This is a genomic window from Streptomyces sulfonofaciens (assembly GCF_014656295.1).
Classification (GTDB): Bacteria; Actinomycetota; Actinomycetes; order Streptomycetales; family Streptomycetaceae; genus Streptomyces; species Streptomyces sulfonofaciens.
Genome location: NZ_BNCD01000010.1, coordinates 208,302 through 228,540 on the forward strand (window position 1 = coordinate 208,302; position 20,239 = coordinate 228,540).

Sequence of the window (20,239 nt, forward strand, 5' to 3'; positions counted from 1 at the left end):
AAGGAAGGTTCTGCGGCGACACAGGGCGCACAGGAGGCGCACGATGCGTGTCGTTTGCTCTTCTGTGCACCCCCTGGTCGGTGCTTCCCGTCGTGTGCGGCTCCCGCGTCGGGTGTGCGGTGGGCACGGCGCCCGGGGCCGCATATGCGCCCCCGGCCTCGCCCACCAGGCCCGATGTGCCCGGCCGACCCCCCGTACCACCCGCACGGGCGCCCTCGCGGGTGCCTAGCCGAGGCCCAGCCGGTCCGCGGCGGCCGCGGCGTCCACGGGCACGGTGAGCGGCTGCGGGGCACCGGCCACGGCCCAGTCGGGATCCTTGAGTCCGTTTCCCGTGACGGTGCAGACGATGCGCTGGCCCGGGTCGACCCTGCCCTGCTCCGCGGCCTTCAGCAGCCCCGCCACGGACGCGGCGGACGCGGGCTCGACGAACACGCCCTCCTGGGCCGCCAACAGCTTGTAGGCACGCAGGATCTCACGGTCCGTCACCTCTTCGATGAGACCGCCGGACTCCTCCTTCGCGGCCAGCGCGAACTGCCAGGACGCCGGGTTGCCGATGCGGATCGCGGTGGCGATCGTCGTCGGGTCCTTGACGACCTCGCCGCGCACGATCGGCGCCGCGCCGGACGCCTGGAAGCCCCACATCCGCGGCGTGCGGGTGGCGGGGCCGTCCGCCGCGTACTCGCGGTAGCCCTTCCAGTACGCGGTGATGTTGCCGGCGTTGCCCACCGGCAGGACGTGCACGTCGGGCGCGTCGCCGAGCGCGTCCACGATCTCGAACGCGGCCGTCTTCTGGCCCTCGATGCGGACCGGGTTGACCGAATTGACCAGCGCCACCGGATAGTTCTCCGAGAGCGCGCGGGCCAGCGTCAGGCAGTCGTCGAAGTTGCCGTCGACCTGGAGGATCCGGGCGCCGTGCACCAGCGCCTGGCCCATCTTGCCCAGCGCGATCTTGCCCTGCGGCACCAGCACCGCGCTGACCATGCCCGCCCGCACGGCGTACGCGGCGGCCGAGGCGGATGTGTTGCCGGTGGAGGCGCAGATGACGGCCTGCGCGCCCTCCTCCTTGGCCTTGGTGATGGCCATGGTCATGCCGCGGTCCTTGAACGACCCGGTCGGGTTGGCGCCCTCGACCTTGAGGTGCACCTCGCAGCCCGTGCGCTCGGAGACCACCTGGGCGGGCACGAGCGGCGTACCGCCCTCGCGCAACGTGACGACCTGCGTGCTTCCGGACACCGGCAACCGGTCCCGGTACTCCTCGATGATTCCGCGCCACTGATGGGTCATTGCTGGTTACTCTCCTTCAACCCGCATCATGCTGGCGACACCACGCACGGTGTCGAGGGTGCGCAACGCCTCGACCGTCCCGGTGAGGGCGGCGTCGGACGCGCGGTGGGTGACGACGACGAGGGACGCCTGACAGGCCCTGTCGCCCTCGTCCTGCCGGCTCTGCTGGCGCACCGTGTCGATGGACACGCCGTGCTCGGCGAAAACGGTCGCGACCTGCGCCAGCACACCCGGCTTGTCGGCCACGTCGAGGCTGATGTGGTAGCGCGTGACGACGTCGCCCATCGGCGACACGGGCAGCATGCTGTACGCGGACTCGCCCGGGCCCGTGGCCTCGCCGAGGCGGTTGCGGCAGACCGCGACGAGGTCGCCGAGAACCGCGGAGGCGGTCGGCGCGCCGCCCGCTCCCGGCCCGTAGAACATCAGTTGTCCGGCCGCCTCCGACTCGACGAAGACGGCGTTGTACGCCTCCCGTACGGAGGCCAGCGGGTGGCTGCGCGGAATCATCGCCGGGTGCACCCGGGCGGTGACCGAGCCGCCGTCCGCGGCGCGCTCGCAGATCGCGAGCAGCTTGATGGTGCAGGCCATCTCCCGCGCCGAGGCGAAGTCCGCTGCGGTGACCTCGGTCATGCCCTCGCGGTAGACGTCGTCGAGCCGCACCCGCGTGTGGAAGGCGATCCCGGCGAGGATCGCGGCCTTCGCGGCGGCGTCGAAGCCCTCGACGTCCGCGGTCGGGTCGGCCTCCGCGTAGCCGAGCGCGGTGGCCTCGTCCAGGGCCTCCTGGTAGCCGGCGCCGGTGGTGTCCATCTTGTCGAGGATGAAGTTGGTGGTGCCGTTGACGATGCCGACCACCCGGTTGACGTGATCACCCGCGAGGGACTCGCGCAGCGGCCTGAGCAGCGGGATCGCGCCCGCGACCGCCGCCTCGTAGTAGAGGTCGCGGCCCTGCCGGCCGGCGGCGGCGTGCAGCGCGGGACCGTCCTGGGCGATCAGCGCCTTGTTGGCGGAGACCACCGAGGCGCCGTGCTCGAAGGCGGTGGCGATCAGGGTCCTGGCCGGTTCGATGCCGCCGATCACCTCGACGACGACGTCGATGTCGCCGCGTTTGACGAGGGCGGTGGCGTCCGTGGTGATGAGCGCGGGGTCGACGCCCTCCCTGACCCTGGACGGCCTGCGCACGGCGACGCCGGCCAGTTCCAGGGGGGCACCTATCCGGGCGGCGAGGTCGTCGGCGTGCGTCGTCATGATGCGCGCCACCTCTGAGCCGACGTTCCCACAGCCCAGCAGCGCCACTTTCAGCGGACGCGTACGCATCATCCGACCTCGCTCTCATCCTCACCCACTGCCTTCAGGGCGTGGGAGGTACCCCCAGGGACACTCCAGTCTCACGCACCGGACGGGAGTTTCTGCCCCCCGTCCGGATCCTGAGATAATGATTTCTTTTAGCCGACATCGAGACGCAAGAGATCTTCCTCCGTTTCGCGTCGGACGATCACCCGTGCCGCACCACCGGTGACGGCGACGACGGGCGGGCGCAGCGCGTGGTTGTAGTTGCTCGCCATCGAGCGGCAGTAGGCGCCCGTGGCCGGCACCGCGATCAGGTCGCCGGGTGCCAGGTCGGCGGGCAGGAAGGCGTCCCGCACGACGATGTCACCGCTCTCGCAGTGCTTGCCGACGACACGCACCAGCATCGGCTCCGCGTCGGACGCGCGGGATGCCAGGACGACACTGTATTCGGCGTCGTACAGCGCGGTGCGGATGTTGTCGGACATCCCCCCGTCGACCGACACATAGGTGCGCAGCCCGTCGAGCGGCTTGATGGTGCCCACCTCGTAGAGCGTGAAGGTGGTGGGGCCGACGATGGCGCGGCCCGGCTCCACGGAGATCCTCGGCACGCTGAGGCCCGCGGCCTCGCACTCCCGCTCGACGATCTCGCCCAGCGCCTTGGCGATCTCCTGGGGTTCGCGGGGATCGTCGTCCGAGGTGTAGGCGATGCCGAGGCCGCCGCCGAGGTCGACCTCGGGCAGCTCCACCCCGTGCTCGTCGCGCACCTGCGCCAGCAGCGACACCACCCGCCGGGCGGCGACCTCGAAGCCCGCGGTGTCGAAGATCTGCGACCCGATGTGGGAGTGGACCCCGGCGAGCTCCAGGCTGTCGAGCGCCAGGACGCGCCGCACCGCCTCGGCGGCCGGCCCTCCCCCGGCCTCCGGCTGGGAGGTGCTGCCGGCGAGCGCGAGGCCGAACTTCTGGTCCTCGTGCGCGGTGGCGATGAACTCGTGGGTGTGCGCCTCGACACCGACGGTCACCCGGATCTGCACGCGCTGCCGCCGGCCCAGCCGCCGCGCGGTGTGCGCAACCCGGGCGATCTCCTGGAACGAGTCGAGCACGATCCGCCCCACCCCGGACTCCACGGCGCGCTCGATCTCGGCGTCGGACTTGTTGTTGCCGTGCAGGGCTATGCGCTCCGGAGGCATGCCCGCGGCGAGGGCGGTGGCCAGCTCGCCGGCGGAGCAGACGTCGAGGTTCAGGCCCTCCTCGCACAGCCAGCGGACCACGGCGCGGGAGAGGAACGCCTTGCCCGCGTAGAAGACGTCGGCGTCGGGGCCGAAGGCGGTCCGCCAGGCGTGCACCCGCGCCCGGAAGTCGTCCTCGTCGAGGAAGTACGCCGGGGTGCCGAACTCCTCTGCGAGGCGGGCGACGTCCACGCCGCCCACGGTCAGCACACCGTCCGCATTGCGGCTCACGGTGCGGGACCAGACCTTGGGATCCAGGTCGTTGAGGTCGGCGGGCGGTGCGGCGTGGTGCCCCTCGGGCAGCACATCGGCGTGCCGGGGCCCGGCGGGATGTGCGGAACGGCTCATGGTGCGCTCTCTCGGGTCTGCGGGCGGGTGGGTCCTGGTCGCTCTGCGGGTGGGGCCTGGGGCGCTCTGCGGGTGGCCGCTGTGCGGTCCCGGTCCGCTCCGCGCTCCGCCGGGAACCGGCCGCGCTCCGTCGCGGCGGCCGGTGACGGCTGCGGTCAGATGGTGTCGGGTGCGTCGATGCCGAGCAGGTCGAGGCCGCCTGCCAGCACCGTCCCGGCGGCTTCGGCGAGGGCGAGCCGGGCGCGGTGGGCGGCCGTGGGTTTCTCGTCACCGACGGGCAGGACCCGGACGGCGTCCTGGTACGCGAGGAAGGCGTCGGCGATCCGCACGAGATGCCGTGCCAGGCGGTCCGGCGCCGGGCCCCGCGCCGCGGCGGCGAGGACACGGGGATGGTCGGAGAGGGCGGCGAGGAGGTCGGCGGCCGGGTCGGTGCCCGGGACCGGGCCCCTACCCGGCCCCACCGGGAGCGGGCCCCTCGCCACGGGCAGCTCCAGGTCGCCGGGGACGGGGCCGAAGCCCAGGTCGGCGGCGTTGCGGACCAGGGCGCGGGTGCGGGAGTGGGCGTAGCGGACCCGGAAGAGGGGATTGCTCTCGCGCTGCACGAGGTGGTCCTCGGTGATCCGGGGCCGGTCATGGGCGGCGGGGTGCAGCAGCGCCCAGCGCCCGGCGGCACGGCCGAGCGGGAGCGGGTCGGCGGGGGGTGGGACGGGGTGGATACGGATGAGGGGTGCGGGGGCTTCGCCGGGGTGGGTACGGACGGGGGGTGCCGTGGCTTCGACGGGGGTCTCGGGGGCGGTCGCGGTGGTGGCAGTGGCGGCGGTGTGAGGCTCGACGGCGTGGGGCTCGGCGGCGCGTGCGCGGGGCGTGGGGTCGCGGGGGTCGGAGGGCTGCGGCTCGACGGCGCGTGCGCGGGGGTCGGCGGGGGGCGTGTCGCAGGGGGCGGCGGGGTGTGCCGGGTGCGGCGTGAGGCCGAGGGCGGCCCATGCCGGGTCTGCCGGGGCAGGTGCTTTGGCTGTGGCGCCCGCATGCAATGCGTCGGCCCCGGGCTGGAGGCGCTCGCGCTCGCGGATCCCGGGGGCTCTGCCGTGTTCGCCGGAGGATTCGCCGCGCTGAGGGGACAGGCACCCCTCGGGGGGCCGGGGCCCTTCCGGCCCGTGCGCCTCGTATGACTCATCCGACCCGTACGACTCATCCGACCCGTACGACCCGCAGGACCCGTAGGACGACTCGTAGGAAAGCAGCGCCGTGACGCCCTGGGAGCGGAGGATCCGTACGACGGCGTCGGCGACCACGGCGGCGCGGATGCCGGGGGCGACCTGGAGGCGCACGGGCCCATGGGCTCGACCGTCCTGGAGATGACCGTCCGGGAGATGACCGTCCTGGAAGCGGACGTCCTGGAAGCGGGCGTCCTGGACGGCACCGCGGGCGGCGACGGTCCCCTCACCGGTGGAGCCGCCGGAACCGGAGGAGGAGCCACCGGGGCGGGAGGGGCGGAGGACCGCGCCGCCCGCGTGGTCCGTGCGGCCCAGAGGGCTGCGGGGGCTGTGGGGGCCGGCGCCGGTGCCCGTGGGGGTCGCCGCCGGCCCGGATGCCTTGGGGGCCACGTGCCCGTAGGCCGGGCCACTGCGCAGGATGTCCCGCACCAGACCGGAGAGCTCCGCGTCGGCCAGGGTGATGTTGAGGAACCCGGGCCCGGTGATCTCGATTCCGGCCACGCCGGGAACGGTCAGCAACCGCTGCCGCAGCACCTCCGCGACCTGCCGCGGCGGCCGTCCGGCGGGGCGTGCGAGTTGCAGGGCGATCCCGGTGGCGTAGTCCCCGCACCCGCCGGGCCGGGGCCGCTCGACCACGGCCCGCACCGGTACGGCGACACTCAGCTCCCCCTCGTCCACGGCACGGCGCACCGCGTGCAGCACGGTGCGGGAGAGCTCTACGGGAGTCACGGGACAAGCGTATGGGAGGCAGGGGGTGGGGATGCGAGTTGGTTTCGGATGGTGGAAAGGGCCGAGCCGACCGTTGGCCACGCGGTACCCGGACCGTAGCCCGGCATTGGCCCGTCCTTGTGCGTGGCGTGGCCCGGCGGACTCCTGGGGCGGTCCTAAAACCCGCGGCCCCAGCCGGCACGCTCGGTCTCCTCGGCGCCGCCACCGAGGTCGGACCGCCCTCCGCCCAGGCCCGTACGGCCGACGGGTCCGCCCTGGCCGGGAAGATCGGCCGACCCGTCGGGACGGAGCTGATCGCCGAGCCCGCGCGGACCGCTGCCGTCCCCAGAGCGACCGGTGAAACCACGCGGGCGCCCGGCGATGTCGCCGGGGCGTCCACCAGGATCACCGACCTCACCACCGAGTTCGGGACGGCCGGGATCAGCGGCACCGCCACACTCCGAACGATCACCGAGGTCGGAACGCTCGCAGTGGTCCACGCGCTCCCCGGGATCACCGTGCTCGGCGAGATGATCGGAGAGATCGGTACGGGGCCCGATCGCCACGGCGGCGTCCCGCTCAAGCAGTAGCCGAACGGTCCGCACCAGCTCCGCGGGCTCGAACGGCTTGGCGACGAACGCATCGATACCGGAAGCGGGACCGACCCCCGCCTCCTGTGGCGTACAGCCGCTGACTATGACGACGGGCAGGGAGCGGGTACGGGGGTCCGACCGGAGCAGCGCTGCGGTACGCACACCGTCGAGCCGGGGCATGACCACGTCGAGGGTGATCACATCGGGCTGCACCTGGTGCACGACGTCAAGGCACTCGGCACCGTCGGCCGCGGTCACGACCTCGAAACCCTCCAGTTCGAGGTTGACCCTGATCAGTTGCCGGATGACCTTGTTGTCGTCCACAACAAGCACCCGCCCAGTAGCCCCAGGCACAAGTCGAGCCTAGGCGGACCGGGGGCGCCGCGTCCGGGTTTTCCCCACTTCCACCCCCTCCGGGGGACCGAGCCCCTCCGCACCGGGCCTGCCACCCCTGGGAAGCCCCCGCCGCCCGGACCGGCCGCCCGGACGCAACACGCCCGGCAGCCCCGGCACCGCACCCGGCAAAACCCGTTCATGACCACCCCGGACAAGCTGATAGGGTTCTACCCGTCAGAGCGCAACAGCGCGAGACACGCCCCCGTAGCTCAGGGGATAGAGCAACGGCCTCCGGAGCCGTGTGCGCAGGTTCGAATCCTGCCGGGGGCACTCGTCGAGGATCAGCAGAAAACAAGCGCTGACCAGGGCGGATGCCAGCACGAGAGAGCGGGAACCAGTCTCACTGGGTCCCGCTCTTTGTCGTTGTTTCGCGCTGGTCGCGACAGACCTGCGATAGAGGCAATCGCCGCCACGTCAGGACTAGGAGGGCGCCTCGTCCAGCCGCTCCAAGGTGAGCTGATAGGCGTTCCTCAGCCGCGTGAAGTCATAGAAGTCACCCTGCGGCTCGCGCTTGACGGTCAACAGCCCCTGCGCCTCAAGCTCCTTGCGTCCCTTGGTCCACGTGTCCGAGGACAGGCCGTATCGCTGACGCCTCGCCGTGTGGATGTATCGCGGCTCCGAGTGCCCTCCGAGGGCTTCTCTTAGGGCAAACAGAAGAGCCGTTGCCGTCGGCGACAACTGGAGGAGCCAACCGCGCGTCCAGAACTCAACCGGCATGCCGACGTAGCGGCCTTCCTCCCTTGGCTGCGTGTACACCCCTCCATCACCGGCGGCACTCAGCAGCGTGATCGCTGAGGGCCGCCCCCACTGCGGCTGGAGCTCGATGAACTTGTTCTCTTCGAGCCACTTCAAGTTGCTGGCAACTCGCCTCGGTCCCGTCTTTGAGTCGAGTGCCAGCATCTGCGTCCAGCCGTTCGGGCCCGGTGGTCTCCGCAGGTCAAAGGGCTCTTTCGTGGCCATCATGGTGATGCACATGTAAAGCCGGAGGCGCACCATGCCCCCGCGCCCGCCCTGGATGAGCCGAGCAAGCGGCGGAGGCGTGTCGTCGTCCTCAGATGCGATGACGAACGCCGGCGGGAACGGGATATGGCCCCGCCTCTTCGCCTTGTCCGCTACCCCCCGCAGGTAGCCGAGCGCCTCGCACTGACGTCCATCAAGCGGCACGACTTTTACCTTCCTGCAGGAGAAACAGGGATATGGGGCTTACAGGGGTACACGGGGGTGATCGGAGCTTCCTTTAGATCCCGTCACAGGAGTCGAGAGACTACAGCAAGAGCGCAGACCTCCACAGTAGAAGAGAAGATGACTCCGCCACTGATGGCAAGTTCCTCCTTCACAAACAACAAACACCCCTTTTGACCTGCTGTTTTCTCCCTGCCAACATCGCCTCAGTCAAGCCGGAGATCGTCGAGCGGCCCACCTGGATGCTGCCGCGATTCCACTGATGAGGGGATTGATACAGGTTGTCCAACCACGAATCATCGCTCCGAGGCCTCTGGGCGGCAGTCATCGTGCTCGGTGCACTCATGACCGCAATGCTGAGCACCGCCGCCCTCTGGACGGTGGGAGCGCCTGCGTACGCCGCGCTTGGGGCAGGGGGTGCCACCTTCATCGGCGTAGCCACCCTGGGGTTCACCCTGAGGAAGTTCTTGACTGAGTAAGACGTGCTTCTCGTGAGGCTCTGAGGTGCCGACGGCGGGGCGTGGGACGCATACGTCCGACGCCCGCCTTCAAGCTCACCTCCGAGAGTCGCTCTCGCTCCAACCCATCGCCTTTTCGATCTTCTTGTTGTTCTCCTCCTCGCTGTTGTCGAGGCAGCCTGCGTAGTGGCGGTCGATGACCTCTGGAAATGTGCCGGCGCGGCGGGCCACCTCAGCGATGGGAACTCCTGCATTGAGCCATCGCGTGATACACGCCTGCCGCAAGTCGTACGGGCGCCCGGCCAACGGCGACTCGACACGATCCGGCGTAAGCGCGTACTCCGGCGCCTCCTCCCATACCCGCCAGTAGGTGGAAGAGCCCACCACTCCCCCGCGTTCGTTACCGAACATGCGCCCTTCCTTGGCGGTCCCGAACTCCTTCAGGTGGGCCCGGAGGATGGCGACCAAGACGGGCGGGATGGGTACAGGGCGGTCGCTGGTCGCCTCCCGCGCCTTCAAGCCGCGGCGGTCGTGCCGCTCCCCCGAGTCGGTCCATTGCTTGCCCGAGACGGGGCGTGTCTCCCGCAGCGTGAGCATGCCCCAACCCGTCTCCGACAGGTGGCAGTCAGAGCGCCTCAGCCCGACCGTCTCAGCGGGCCGCAGTCCCGCGTAGTACAGAACCGCGTAGAAGGCTGCCAGGCGCCGCCCACGGCAGCGGTCCCACGATCCGACGTAGGAGACGGCCGTGAGCAACTGCCGGGCCTGTACGGCGTTCACGAGGACGCGGCGGTCCACCACATCGTTGGAGCCGACGTATTTCCGTCGGGCGCGCTGGAGTGGATTCTCCGGGAGTTCCCCCGTGACCACGGCGTGTTCGAGAGCAGTGTTCAGGGCGCCTCGCCGCCGCTTGTACGTGTCGCCCGCCGCCGGGGTGCCGTCCAGCTTGTACCCGAGGCGGTACAGCACATCCTCGAACACGGGACTGCTACAGACAAGGGTGGAGCAGGTTCCCCGAGTCGTGCCGGACAAAGTGTCCGGGTAGCGCTCTTCCCGGCCGAGGATCCGTGTGCTGCAGTGCGCGCACGCGCCGCGACCTCAGCCGCTGAGATTGAGCCACAGTGCCGAAGATCCTATGGCGATAGTCAACCCGTTGGGTGACCTTTTCCTGAAGTCAGAGGTGATTCCATTGAAGGCACTCGAACAGTTTTTCGAGGGGTGATCCACGGCTGATTAAAACCCCTTCGGCAAGAAGCGTATCCAGCATGCACCAACCGGAGCCGGCGTCAATACGGCGCCGGTTCGGTCAATTCACAACGCCACGCCATTGATCTTTCGATTGACAGACTAGGGCACGCCATGGAGCTTGTACCATCCTCGCGGTGCATCAGTGACCACAGGGGGTGGGGGCAAGAATGGCACCTGCTGGCGCATCCACAAGCGGCCCTACGGAGCAACTCCTAGAACACAAGTCGGCCATCTTGGAGCTGCAGGATAAAATCCGGACGCGGAAGATACAGCTCCGAGGTCTGTACGGCAGTGGGCTTGTAACCGTATTCAGTATCCTCGCGATCTATGTTGCGACAGTAGCCACATGGCGGACCGTCGACATTGGGAAGGTAAACCGGATCGCGATTCCCTTGACCATCGCTTGCGGAATTTCCTTCATCGTCCAAGCCATCAGGGAGAACAATCGCTTGGAGCGCAAGTCCGTCCGACAGCTTGAGCTAGAGCTAGAGATAGCCGAAGAGCGCAGAATTTTGCAGGCGAAGCAACTGGACTTCCCGGTTGATCAGCGACAGTTCAGCTACAAAGACTCACTTCCCCGGGAACTCGATCAGCTACGCTCCGAGGCCCAGCACTACCGACGCATTCACAATGCGTTTCAGTCCGTCATTATTATCGGCTCTCTAGGTACCACAACAGCAGCCAGCATCGCTGACACCCCGTCCTACCTGAAGTGGGTAACCGTGAGCCTCAGCTTCGCCGTCGGCGTGTCGGCTGGATTCACCGGATACTTCAAGTACCGGGAACGAAGCTTCTATCTGCAGCAAACCGCTGATGCCATTGAGCAGCACGCCACCGCATTCGAACTCGGGATTCCTCCGTATATTGGTGAAGAAAACGATAATCTCGCCAAGTTGACCAAGGAAGTTGAAGCCCTGCGCGTCGAACAGCGCAAGCGAGAGCAGCAGCTCGACCAACCTCACGAAGGTAGAGACGGAACCGTCTAGGCAACGCCCACGCCGACACCGCCACCAACATGAGGGGCGAATTATGCAGCTCTCCACAAAACGCTGGCTCCTGTCTCCGGTTACACAGTGGCGCGCATGCCGGTTCCTGAAACACCAGAGAGGAGGAATGACTATAGAAACAGCTTGGATTCTCGTACGACTCAGACGCAATCCCACCGAAGCCAACTATGCCATCGCACGAAGCTTCCTAGCCGTCAGCGAAAATCCGGGGCTCAAATTTGACGACTGGTCCTCGCTCCCGCAAGAGGAAAAGGATCGCCGCTGCTCCTGGCTGAGGCGGCATGGACGCTCCCCCTTCCAACAACTTGGCATCAGCGAGCACTTTCTCTTACAAGCGGGTATAAGCGTGACGGACTGGGGGCCCCAGAACGAGGAAGACAGAGACTGAGCGGTCGTGTGCCAACTGTCCCAGTACTACGACTGACCTCAAGTGCGGCAGCCAATCTCGCGTAGCCCCCATGATAGGGCTGTGCTCCTCGCAGAGTGCAAAGCGCTCCCGTTCCAGCGCCCGCGTGGTGTGCGTCCCACTGTCCGGCTGTCCCGTTAAGTCCGTCATCTGCACGGACAGACCGGACAGCTCTTGAACCTGCTGTCCGGACTGTCTGCGTCACCGAGGCTGCAACACCCCGGTGTTGCAGCGCGCAGGTTCGCATCCTGCCGGGGGCACTCGCCTAAGCACCTACCGAAACTGGTACGTGACCAGGGCGGATGCCGACTTGCACGAGTGGGAGTCAGTCTTACCGACTCCCACTCGTTCTCATTCAGGTGCACTGTTCGCGACGCATACGCGACCCACTCTCAGGACCCGTCTCCCTCCTCTTCCAGGAAGCACGTGATCTTCTCGCTCGCAGCCCCTTCATGGCCGTCGATGCAGCCGTGATATCGGCGGTGGATCACCCCTGGCGAGTTGCCGACCCGTCGAGCCACTTCGCCGATGGGCACCGGGTGATGCAGGGCATGCCGCAGGTCGTACGGGCGGCCCGCAAGGGGCGAGTCAACCCTGTCGAGTGGCAGGGCATCCGCCCTGGCCTCTTCCCGCGAGTTCGTGACCTGGCTCGCCCGGCGCGGCCGGTGGCTGTCTCAAGGGCCGGCCCACGGGCTTGCGGCTGATCGTCCGCAAGGGAGGCCGCAGGGGAGGCCCCGCACCCCGGCACCCGACTCCGCTTGACCGACGCCAAGGGCGTGCGCCTGACATGCTGCACCGCCGGCACCAAGAACGTCCCGACCGCGGCGCTGGAGCCACCCCACCGCCGGGGCCCGCGCCGAAGACCGCATCGGTGGCGCGCGCGGCGCCGGCCTGCGCAACCTTCACCTGCACGATGCCGCTCTGCACCAGCAGAGACGGGGTCGTCAGCAGAGTGAGGGGCTTTCATTCAGGATCGAGGCCAGGAGCCCCGCCCATCACATGCGCCTCGAAGTAGTACTCGGCCTCGGTCACGATGATCATGGTGTCCAGTGAAAGTGAAAGAAACTGCCAGGGCTCCTCGATTGCTTCGCGCACGGTCGCCATCCACCCCTGTGGCGGAATGCGGCACTCCAACCAGGGAACGATTCCGAGGTGGCTTGCCACATATACGCGTCCGGTCACGGCGTGTTCTGACAAAAGGCCCTCGATCCAGGCGTCGAGTTCCTCCGGTGCGGCATCGTCGCGAAGTTTCTCGGACGGCTCCGTGAAAATGTCCCACGACCGGGTGATGGCCTCTCCGACCCACTCGGGAAGTGCGTCGGATTGCAGGGAGTCTCCAGTAAGCAGGTTACCGAGGCTGTGTTCGATGCGTTGCAGGGCGGCTTTCTCCCGGCGCTCCCTCAGCTTCTGCTGCGACTTACTCTCCATAACAACTTTTCTGTGGGTAGTAGAGGTGGTGCTTCGGCATGATCTGCTTGTAGGTCTTGCCCTGCATGTTGATGTCCCCGGGAGCGCCTGCCGGGGGCTTGCCCGCGTGGAAGTGCGGGTGCGGCGCCAAGGGGTCAGCGGTGTGTTCGGCGATGACCCTGGTGCCGTTCGGTGTGTCGTACTGGTAGTAGCGGCCCCAGCCGGCCCGTGGGTCCCTCGTCGGGTCGGCGTTCGGGTCGTAGGGCCGGTACACGTAGTTGGGCCGGTGCGCCTGGGTGGGGTCCCCGCCGATCTCCCATTGCCGGGTGGGTTGGGCTGAGTGTGGAACGCCCGCCATGTCCTTGGCGTGGTTGAAGGCCTCCCGCCGTGTGTCGAACTCGGGGTTGTAGTCGGATCCGAGACCGAGCGAATCCGTCCACTGGAGGGGGTTGTGGATATACGTCACCGGATTAGGCGCGGGGCCGAGACCAAGGGGGTCAGGGGTGACGTACCGGGCGACTTCCGGGTCGTAGTGCCGGAAGAAGTTGTAGTGGAGCCCCGATTCGGGATCGTAGTACTGACCTGGGAAGCGTAGCGGGGTGTACGTGATTGCGGATCTGTTCCATGTCGTGGTGCCCCACAGCGTGGTGCGGGTGCGCCAGGCGACCGTGCCCTGGTCGTCGATGAGTTCGGTGGGGGTCCCGACCAGGTCCGTGATGACGGCGAAGAAGCGGGAGGCTATCTCGTCATCGGACGTGACGTCCGCCGGCCGGTCCTCTTCGGGTGTTGCCGACGTCAGCGTGGTCAGCATCGAGAGGGATGACGAAGACGCGGGCGAAACCCCGGCGAGTTCCGCCCCGGCCGCACTCGGGATGATCCGTTCCGTTTGGGTCAGCGGATGCAGGCCGTTGTGCTCCCAGGTCAGGGTGACCGGGTGCGGTTGCGCGTCGCCGGTCGTGACCTGTTCACACAGGGTTGTGCCGTCCCACGTGAACGTGGTCTGTTCGATGACCGTTTCGCCGTCCCCTGCCAGACGTTGTTTCGCGGTGCGACGGCCGAGGGGGTCGTAGGTGTAGCGCCAGCGACTGCCGTCCGGGGTCACCAGCCCCGTCAGACGGTTTTCTGCGTCCCAGGTGTAGCGCCAGATGTCGGGCTTCCGCGAAAGGCGGGCCTTGCGGCGCAGGGTGATGCGGCCGGCGGCGTCGTGTGTGTAGTGCACATCGCCCGCGCGGGTGACACGGGTGCCGGTGTAGGCGCGGGAGCCGCGTGCCTCCCTGCCGGGATGGCTCTCGGGCCAGCTCGCCTCGGTCTGGTTGCCCATCTCGTCGTAGGCGTACCGCTCCGACCAGTTCGCCGCGTGTACCGCAGTGACGCGACCTGCCCGGTCCAGCTCGAAGCGACGCGTGCCGGTGCGGGTGTCCTCGATTCCGGTCAGGCTGCCGTCGGCGCGATAGGTGTACGTTCGGTGCGCCACGGCCCGGCCGCCGCGGGCTTCGGACGGCCTCTGGTACAGGGACTGTGAGGTGAGCCGGCCGAGTTGGTCGAATGTATGCGCCAGAGTGACCCCCGGGCCGGCGGCGCCCTGTCCGAGGTGCCGGGCGAGTTCGCGGCCCGCAGCGTCGCGGTCGAAGGTGAGCGTACGGCCCGCGGTGGTGAGGGTCGCCGGTCGGCCCGCGGCGTCATAGGCCCAGGCGGACTCGACGCCCGAAGGCGTGGTGCGGCGGGTGCGGCGGCCGAGGGCGTCGTAGCCGTACGCGAGGACGCGCCCGTCGACCGTCTCCGACTGCACGCGTCCGTACTGGTCGCGCAGGAGTGTCATGGTGGTGCCGTCGGGACCGGTGGCCTGGGCCAGTTGGTCGGTGAAGTCATAGGTGTAGGTGGTGACTCCGCCTGCCGCGTCCTTGCGGGTGACCCGCCCCAGCGCGTCGTGCTCGAAGGTGATGGTCTCCCCGAGGGTATTGGTGCGGGAGGCGAGGCGGCCGACCTGGTCGTGAGTGTAGGTGAGCCTGCGACCGTCGAAGTCGGTCTCGGCCGTGAGGCGGCCTTCCGAGTCGTGCTCGTAGTCCCAGGTCAGGCCCTGCGGGTTGGTCACGCGAGTGAGAAGCAACCGGGTGTTGTGAGAGAACTCGTGGCGCGCGCCGCTGGGGTCGGTGCGCGCGGTGAGGAGGTCGAAGTGGGTGAACTCGAAGAGGGTGGTGCCCCCGACGGGGTCGGTGTGGCTGGTGCAGTTGCCTTCGCCGTCGTAGGTCCACGCCTCCACGGCGCCGTCCGGCCCGGTGCGGCGCGCGAGGTACCCCTCCACCGTCCATTCCAGGCGGGTGACCGCCCCCAGCGGATCAGTGAGCGTGATCAGGCGTCCGAAGGCATCGTGTTCGTAGCGGGTCACGGTGCCGAGCGGGTCACGTATCTCCAGGGGGAGGCCCGCGCGGTTGCAACGGATGTCGGTGCGGTGCCCCATGGCGTCGGTGACGGACGTGAGGTGGCCGGCTTCGTCGTAGGAGTAGGTCGTGGTGGCGCCGGTGGGGTCGGTGAGGGTGGTGCGGTTGCCACGGGTGTCGTAGGTCTGGTGCCAGGTCAAGCCGTCCGGGCCGCTGACACGTACTGGCAGGGCAGCCGGCATCAGATGCCCAGCAGGCATGGCGGAGTCGGCGTCCCCGATCCCGACCTGCCCGTCCGTCTCCGAGTGATCCGCCTCCAGCAGCGCGTACTCCGCTCGTGACTCCCGCCCGTCGGGCCGTACCACCCTTGTCAGGTTGCCCGCCGGGTCGTAGTGGAACGCAGTGGTGTGGCCGAGGGGGTCGGTCTGGGAGAGCAGGCGATGATGGCGGTCGTAGTGGTAATGGGTGACGTTGCCGAGGGTGTCCGATTCGGCGATGACCTGGCAGTCGCTGTTGATGAAGAAGCGGCGGGTACAGCCATCGGGGGTGGCGGTCGTGGTGACGTGCAGACCGGTTTCCAGGTCCGTCTCATAGGCGAGGCGCAGGGTCATGTGGCCTGCTTCGCCGCCTTCGGCGACGCAGCGGCCCTGGGGGTCGTACTCGTAGGTGTACGAACGGGCGTTGGTGTCCGTCCAGGACGTGACCCGACGCTCCTCGTCGTACGTGAAGGTCATCGGACGGCCGCAGGAGTTGGTGACGTCGGCCAGGTTGCCGTGCCCGTCATAGCCGTAGCGGAGGAGTTCCTGGTCCCCTCCGGCGGGGTCCGCGCCCGCCAGGCGCAGTGCGGTGATGCGTGTGCCGGGGCCCTGCCCGGTCGCCTCGAGTACGAGGTGGTAGCCACCGCTGTGGGTGATGCCGGTGGGTGCACCGGTGTCAGGGTCGTAGGCGAAGGAGATCCAGTTGCCGTTGCGGTCGTCGACCTGTTCGAGGACCGAGATGCGTGCCCCGCCGCTGTACCCGCCCTCATCGTCTTCCCCGTGGTCGTGTGCGACCTCGTCGGCGAAGTGCCAGACCGATCCCGCGGCGGGGTCGCGGATGACGTATCCAGCGCCGTCGTCAGCCCGCAGGAGAGGCCAGCGGGGGCCGTGGCTCGGCAGGACGGGCTCACCGGGCCTCGCGGGGTGCGGGTAGGCCAGCAGCAGTCCGTCCTCGTGGACGAAGACGATCCCCTCGTCGTCGACCTCCAGTCGCTGATCGACGGTGCTGGACCAGGAGGGCCCGAACCACCGCCCAAGCCGGTACCCCGAGTCCACCCGCCGCCGGAACACCAACGGCAACGCTCCCGGCAGCGTCACATCCGTCTGCGGCAGGAACATCCGCCCTGTGGCCAGATCAATGGGGTCCGTGCCCCGGCACACCTTGCTCTCACGGCTATGCAGCCCTCGCGCTCGGCGGGCGGCTGCGGCGGTGTCGGCGAGTTCGTCGGCGGTGCGTGCGGCTTTGACGCCGGCTCCTGCGCCGTCGGTGGCGATGGTCAGCGCGATGTCCGGGACCAGCCGCCCGAGGCCCTCGGCGGGGTCTTTCATGAAGTCGGTCACCATCTGCTTGCCGGCGCCCCAGGGGTCGTTGGCGACGGTGACCAGGCCGGCGGCGAGGCTGTCGAGATTGGTGACGTACTCGGCGGGGTGGGTGATGTTGTACGGGTCGAGCGGGTTGATGCCGCGCACGAAGTTGTTCAACCCCGCGGTGCCCTTGAGCAGGCCCCCCTCGAAGTGGTCGATCATCAGCGGCACTTCGTCGAGGCCGGACTTGAGCTGGTCCGTGTACGACGGCTTGGGCGGGGCCTTGTCACGAGCCGCGCGGATCTTGGCCGCTGCGGCACCGGCTGCCGTGTTCCGCTGTTTGCGGGCCTCGGACAGGATGTCCTGCGCGTCCTGCATCAGCTTCTTGCCCGGATCGTCGAAACTGCCCGCCGGCTTCGGCGGCAGGGACGAGGGGTCGCGCTTGTCGGAAGGCTGGGCGTTGTAGCGGTCGACGGCCTTGTTGTAGTCGTCGACCTTCTTCTTGTGCGCGTCGGCGGCGTCCTGGGATGCCTTGGTTCCGGCCTTCCACTTGTCGATCGCCGTCTGCGCCTGCCCCTGCGCCCAGGAAACCGTCTCCGCGAACGCCTCCAAAGCCTTGGCGGCCTCGTCGAAGGCGTCGGCGCCGGTGAACCACTTCGGCGGCTGGATATGCACGCTCTTGCGGAACGCCTCGGCCGCCTCACCCTTCAGGCGCTCGGAGTTGAGGCCCTTCAGCCCGTCGCCCACATCGTCGAAGGACTTCTGCAAGGTGTGCAAGTGACCTGCGGTCGAGCGAAGCTTGCCGGGGCTGCCGTAGATGAGTTCGGTCTTGTCGTCGGTCTGCCCGAGGTCCATCTCGTCGACCTGGGCACCCATCCGGTTGGCCACCGAACGCGACTGCTCACGCACCCAGTCCGCACCGGAGTCCCAGCCGAGGTCGTCCAGCCGATCAGCCGTCCAGTCACCTGCGTCCTCGACGCGGTCACCGACCCACTCCGTGCCCTTCTCGACGGCGTGCTCGATCGGGTCGGGAATGAAATCACCGATACCCACAGCTCACTTACCCCCGTCCCGCCCCTGGCCCTGCTGCTCATTCTGCTGCTGGGCGGCACGTTCGTCCGGTGACGGGCCGAAGACGCGATCCAGATCGCGGTCGAACTCCTGGTCGTCGACACCGGCGATCTGGTTGCCGATGTCGGAGATCCTCCCACCCTGCCCCTCGGTCAGCAGGGAACGGCCGGTGTCCTTCCACGTCTGCGCCATCTCGTGACCGGCATTCTTCCAGGACTCGGCGCTGTAGTCGGGGTGCAGCGAGTCCGGGGTGAACACATCCCCCCAGGACTGCTTCTCGATGTCCTCCTCCGACGCATACGGGTTCCCACCCGCCAGCGAATTCGTGATCACCTTCAGCGAGCCCTGGACGTACTGGTCCTCCGCCCACTGCGTGCCCGCCGCCAACCCCAACCGCTCGGCGATCTCGCTGGCATCGTGGATCAGCGAGCGCACGCCCCAGTCCCACCGCTCGCAGAAGTCCTCGAAATCCACCGAGAGATCGTGGTCGCCGGCCTCCATACCGGTCATCGCCAGCTCGGAGAACCCCTTGCCCATCAGCGAACCGGTACCGTCACCGATCTCACCGAGCTCCCCGACAGCGGCACGCAAGCCCTGCGTGATCTTCCCCACGCTGGCCTTGTCGAAGTGCAGATCCATCCCGTCACCACTGCCCATGGCCGCCCCCCTCCTGCCCGATGCCACCCTCTCCCGCGTCCACGGCCGCCTCATCGGGCACGACGCCGGCTACCGGCGGGAAGACCATCGCCCCGTCCGGGGTGGCCACATCCACCACGAGACCGGCCGCCTCACCCATGGCCGGCACGATCTCATCCAGCAACCGCTCACCCAGCAGCGCCGCGAACTCCCACGACTCGTCCCCCGACCCGTGGCGCAACGCGAACCGGGCCAGCGCCGCCTCGTCCGTGAACGCACACACCCACCGCACCCCGCCCCACCGCGCCGTCCACAGCCCGCCGCCCTCCAGCGGCACCAGCAGCACCGTCCGACGCACCGCGGCCAGCAGTTCCGCCGGGTCGCCCAATCCGGCACGCCGCTCGGCTATCCGCTCCACAAGCCCCGCGCCCGCCCCCGAGCTCACCAGGCATCCCCCTCGCTGCGAACAACAACCGGCCGGCTCACGACACCATAAACGGAGACGTCACCATCCGGCAGACCGTTCCCCAGCGCACCCGAGGTCCCGGTGCTGGGAGACACGGGTCTGGGCGCATGCCGGCGTGCGCGTTCCTCGCGAGAGCAGTAGTGCCCCGCCCCGACTCGGCGGGACCGGGCAGAGAACGACTGGCACAGCAAGCGGTCCACGCCGTACGGCGGCTGCCTACCACCGGCCCCGGTCGTCCGGGCGCGGGCCACCCGGCCCACTCGGCTCCCATCGCCCCGACCCGGGCAACCGCCGTCGAGGGCGGGCAGCGGGCCGAGGACGGGGGGCCGGGCCGGACAGCAGCCGCATCCGGCAGACGGCCACTCGGGGTGGCGGGTTGGCGGCCCGGCGGGTTGGCCACCACTCGGGTTGGCGGGGTCTCTCGCAGGCGCCGTCCGGTGCGGTGCCCGCGCAGATTGGGTGGTGCGCACAGATTCGGTGGTGCGCGCACCGGCCTGGGCGGGCCTGTGCGTCAGCGCCGCAGGAGCCAGTGGGCGCGCCCCGGCCCGAGCGAACCGGTGGGTCAACGCCACGGGGACCAGGCTGCGCGCACCGGCCTCGGCGGGCCGGTGGGTCGGCGCCGCGAGGGCGGGGGTGATCGGCGCCCGGTCCAGGACGTGCGGATGGGTCCCAGCACACCCAGAGGGCTGTGTTCCGGTTGCAGCCAGTCAGTCCACATGCTCTTAATGTGCTAAATGCCCGACAGTGCTTCTGTTCGCCTGGCTTCGAGGGCACGTTCCCACTCCCCGGGAGGAGTCTTGTCCGTCTACACGCCTCCGCAGACCGGTCCCGGCGCGGGGCAGGGCGCATCGCAGGCCCAGCAGCCCTACCCCCAGCCCCAGACTCCCCAGTTCGAGGCCGGCCAACCGCAGCATGCCGACATCCTGAAGGCGCTGCCGTACATCGCCGCACTCGCGAGCGTCTTGCCCACCGGACAGCAGGCCGCGGCACAGCAGATGCAACCGCAACTGTTCGGGATCCCCATCGAGCAGATGATCAAAATGGCCCGAGACGCCCCACCAGGATCGGGGCCAAAGCAGGAATCGCCAGGCCTGAACGCGGGAGACCTACTGATAGGGCTCGCCAGACTGGGAGCCGGCCTCGCCGGACTGGCCACAGCCGGCGCCTCCCCCACCGGACAGCAGGCCGGGGCACAGCAGATGCAACCGCAACTGTTCGGCATCCCCATCGAGCAAATGATCAAAACGGCCCGAGACGCCCCACCAGGATCATGGCCAAAGCAAGAAACGCCAGGCCTGAACGCGGGAGACCTACTGATAGGGCTCGCCAGACTGGGAGCCGGCCTCGCCGGACTGGCCACAGCCG

At 68.8% G+C, this 20,239-nt stretch carries 12 protein-coding genes, 1 tRNA gene and 3 pseudogenes; 4 read left to right on the forward strand and 12 right to left on the reverse strand.

Going from position 1 to position 20,239, the window contains the following annotated elements:
* Window positions 1–225: 225 nt before the first annotated feature.
* The 6 genes and pseudogenes from thrC to IE313_RS35280 form a co-directional block, all read right to left on the reverse strand.
* The gene (gene thrC, locus IE313_RS18180) at window positions 226–1,284 is read right to left on the reverse strand and encodes a threonine synthase (protein ID WP_189933426.1); all 1,059 of its coding nucleotides are present in this window, start codon (window positions 1,282–1,284) and stop codon (window positions 226–228) included.
* 6 nt (window positions 1,285–1,290) lie between these two features.
* The gene (locus IE313_RS18185) at window positions 1,291–2,601 is read right to left on the reverse strand and encodes a homoserine dehydrogenase (protein WP_189933428.1); all 1,311 of its coding nucleotides are present in this window, start codon (window positions 2,599–2,601) and stop codon (window positions 1,291–1,293) included.
* Window positions 2,602–2,726: 125 nt separating this feature from the next.
* A complete protein-coding gene (gene lysA / locus IE313_RS18190; protein WP_189933430.1) occupies window positions 2,727–4,145 on the reverse strand; it encodes a diaminopimelate decarboxylase in 1,419 nt (472 codons plus the stop codon).
* 155 nt (window positions 4,146–4,300) lie between these two features.
* Entirely contained in the window at window positions 4,301–5,749 is a 1,449-nt protein-coding gene (locus IE313_RS36430) for a DALR anticodon-binding domain-containing protein (protein WP_444546252.1), read from the reverse strand.
* A pseudogene (locus IE313_RS35275) lies at window positions 5,750–6,088 on the reverse strand (ArgS-related anticodon-binding protein NrtL); the annotation flags it as partial.
* A 554-nt stretch (window positions 6,089–6,642) separates the two neighbouring features.
* Window positions 6,643–7,014: pseudogene (locus tag IE313_RS35280) on the reverse strand (response regulator); the annotation flags it as partial.
* Window positions 7,015–7,254: 240 nt separating this feature from the next.
* On the opposite strand from IE313_RS35280, the gene IE313_RS18210 reads away from it, so the two are divergent.
* Window positions 7,255–7,326 (forward strand) — tRNA-Arg (locus tag IE313_RS18210).
* A gap of 150 nt (window positions 7,327–7,476) precedes the next feature.
* Here the strand turns inward: IE313_RS18210 and IE313_RS18215 are convergent.
* Window positions 7,477–8,220 (reverse strand): hypothetical protein, encoded by a 744-nt coding sequence (locus IE313_RS18215; protein WP_189933433.1) that lies wholly within the window; start codon window positions 8,218–8,220, stop codon window positions 7,477–7,479.
* Between the two features lie 572 nt (window positions 8,221–8,792).
* Complete coding sequence (locus tag IE313_RS18220; protein WP_308439188.1) at window positions 8,793–9,674, reverse strand: tyrosine-type recombinase/integrase; 882 nt, start codon at window positions 9,672–9,674, stop codon at window positions 8,793–8,795.
* A gap of 500 nt (window positions 9,675–10,174) precedes the next feature.
* On the opposite strand from IE313_RS18220, the gene IE313_RS18225 reads away from it, so the two are divergent.
* Window positions 10,175–10,927, forward strand: coding sequence for a DUF4231 domain-containing protein (locus IE313_RS18225; protein WP_229924740.1), 753 nt, complete (start codon window positions 10,175–10,177; stop codon window positions 10,925–10,927).
* Between the two features lie 1,091 nt (window positions 10,928–12,018).
* Window positions 12,019–12,275 (forward strand): annotated as a pseudogene (locus IE313_RS36625) (IS1380 family transposase); the annotation flags it as partial.
* 42 nt (window positions 12,276–12,317) lie between these two features.
* Here the strand turns inward: IE313_RS36625 and IE313_RS18230 are convergent.
* From IE313_RS18230 to IE313_RS18245, 4 genes are read right to left on the reverse strand one after another with little or no spacing between them, the layout of a single operon-like run.
* On the reverse strand, window positions 12,318–12,782 hold the full coding sequence (locus IE313_RS18230) for a hypothetical protein (RefSeq protein ID WP_189933437.1): 465 nt from the start codon (window positions 12,780–12,782) through the stop codon (window positions 12,318–12,320).
* Window positions 12,772–17,754: a putative T7SS-secreted protein gene (locus IE313_RS18235; RefSeq protein WP_189933439.1), complete on the reverse strand. Its 4,983-nt coding sequence runs from the start codon at window positions 17,752–17,754 to the stop codon at window positions 12,772–12,774. Before IE313_RS18235 ends, IE313_RS18230 begins: the two co-directional genes overlap by 11 nt.
* Window positions 17,755–17,757: 3 nt before the next feature.
* Window positions 17,758–18,429, reverse strand: a complete 672-nt coding sequence (locus IE313_RS18240; RefSeq protein WP_189933441.1) for a hypothetical protein — start codon at window positions 18,427–18,429, stop codon at window positions 17,758–17,760.
* Window positions 18,416–18,856 carry a hypothetical protein gene (locus tag IE313_RS18245; RefSeq protein WP_189933575.1) on the reverse strand — a complete coding sequence of 147 codons (441 nt, stop codon included), beginning with the start codon at window positions 18,854–18,856 and terminating at the stop codon, window positions 18,416–18,418. Before IE313_RS18245 ends, IE313_RS18240 begins: the two co-directional genes overlap by 14 nt.
* A gap of 815 nt (window positions 18,857–19,671) precedes the next feature.
* On the opposite strand from IE313_RS18245, the gene IE313_RS18250 reads away from it, so the two are divergent.
* On the forward strand, window positions 19,672–20,239 hold a 568-nt coding region (locus tag IE313_RS18250; RefSeq protein WP_189933443.1), incomplete at its 3' end, for a hypothetical protein.

Coding starts and splice junctions, on each gene's coding strand:
- thrC (WP_189933426.1), bottom strand. CDS start 1,284: ATGACCCATCAGTGGCGCGGAATCATCGAGGAGTACCGGGACCGGTTG.
- IE313_RS18230 (WP_189933437.1), bottom strand. CDS start 12,782: ATGGAGAGTAAGTCGCAGCAGAAGCTGAGGGAGCGCCGGGAGAAAGCC.
- lysA (WP_189933430.1), bottom strand. CDS start 4,145: ATGAGCCGTTCCGCACATCCCGCCGGGCCCCGGCACGCCGATGTGCTG.
- IE313_RS18240 (WP_189933441.1), bottom strand. CDS start 18,429: ATGGGCAGTGGTGACGGGATGGATCTGCACTTCGACAAGGCCAGCGTG.
- IE313_RS18185 (WP_189933428.1), bottom strand. CDS start 2,601: ATGATGCGTACGCGTCCGCTGAAAGTGGCGCTGCTGGGCTGTGGGAAC.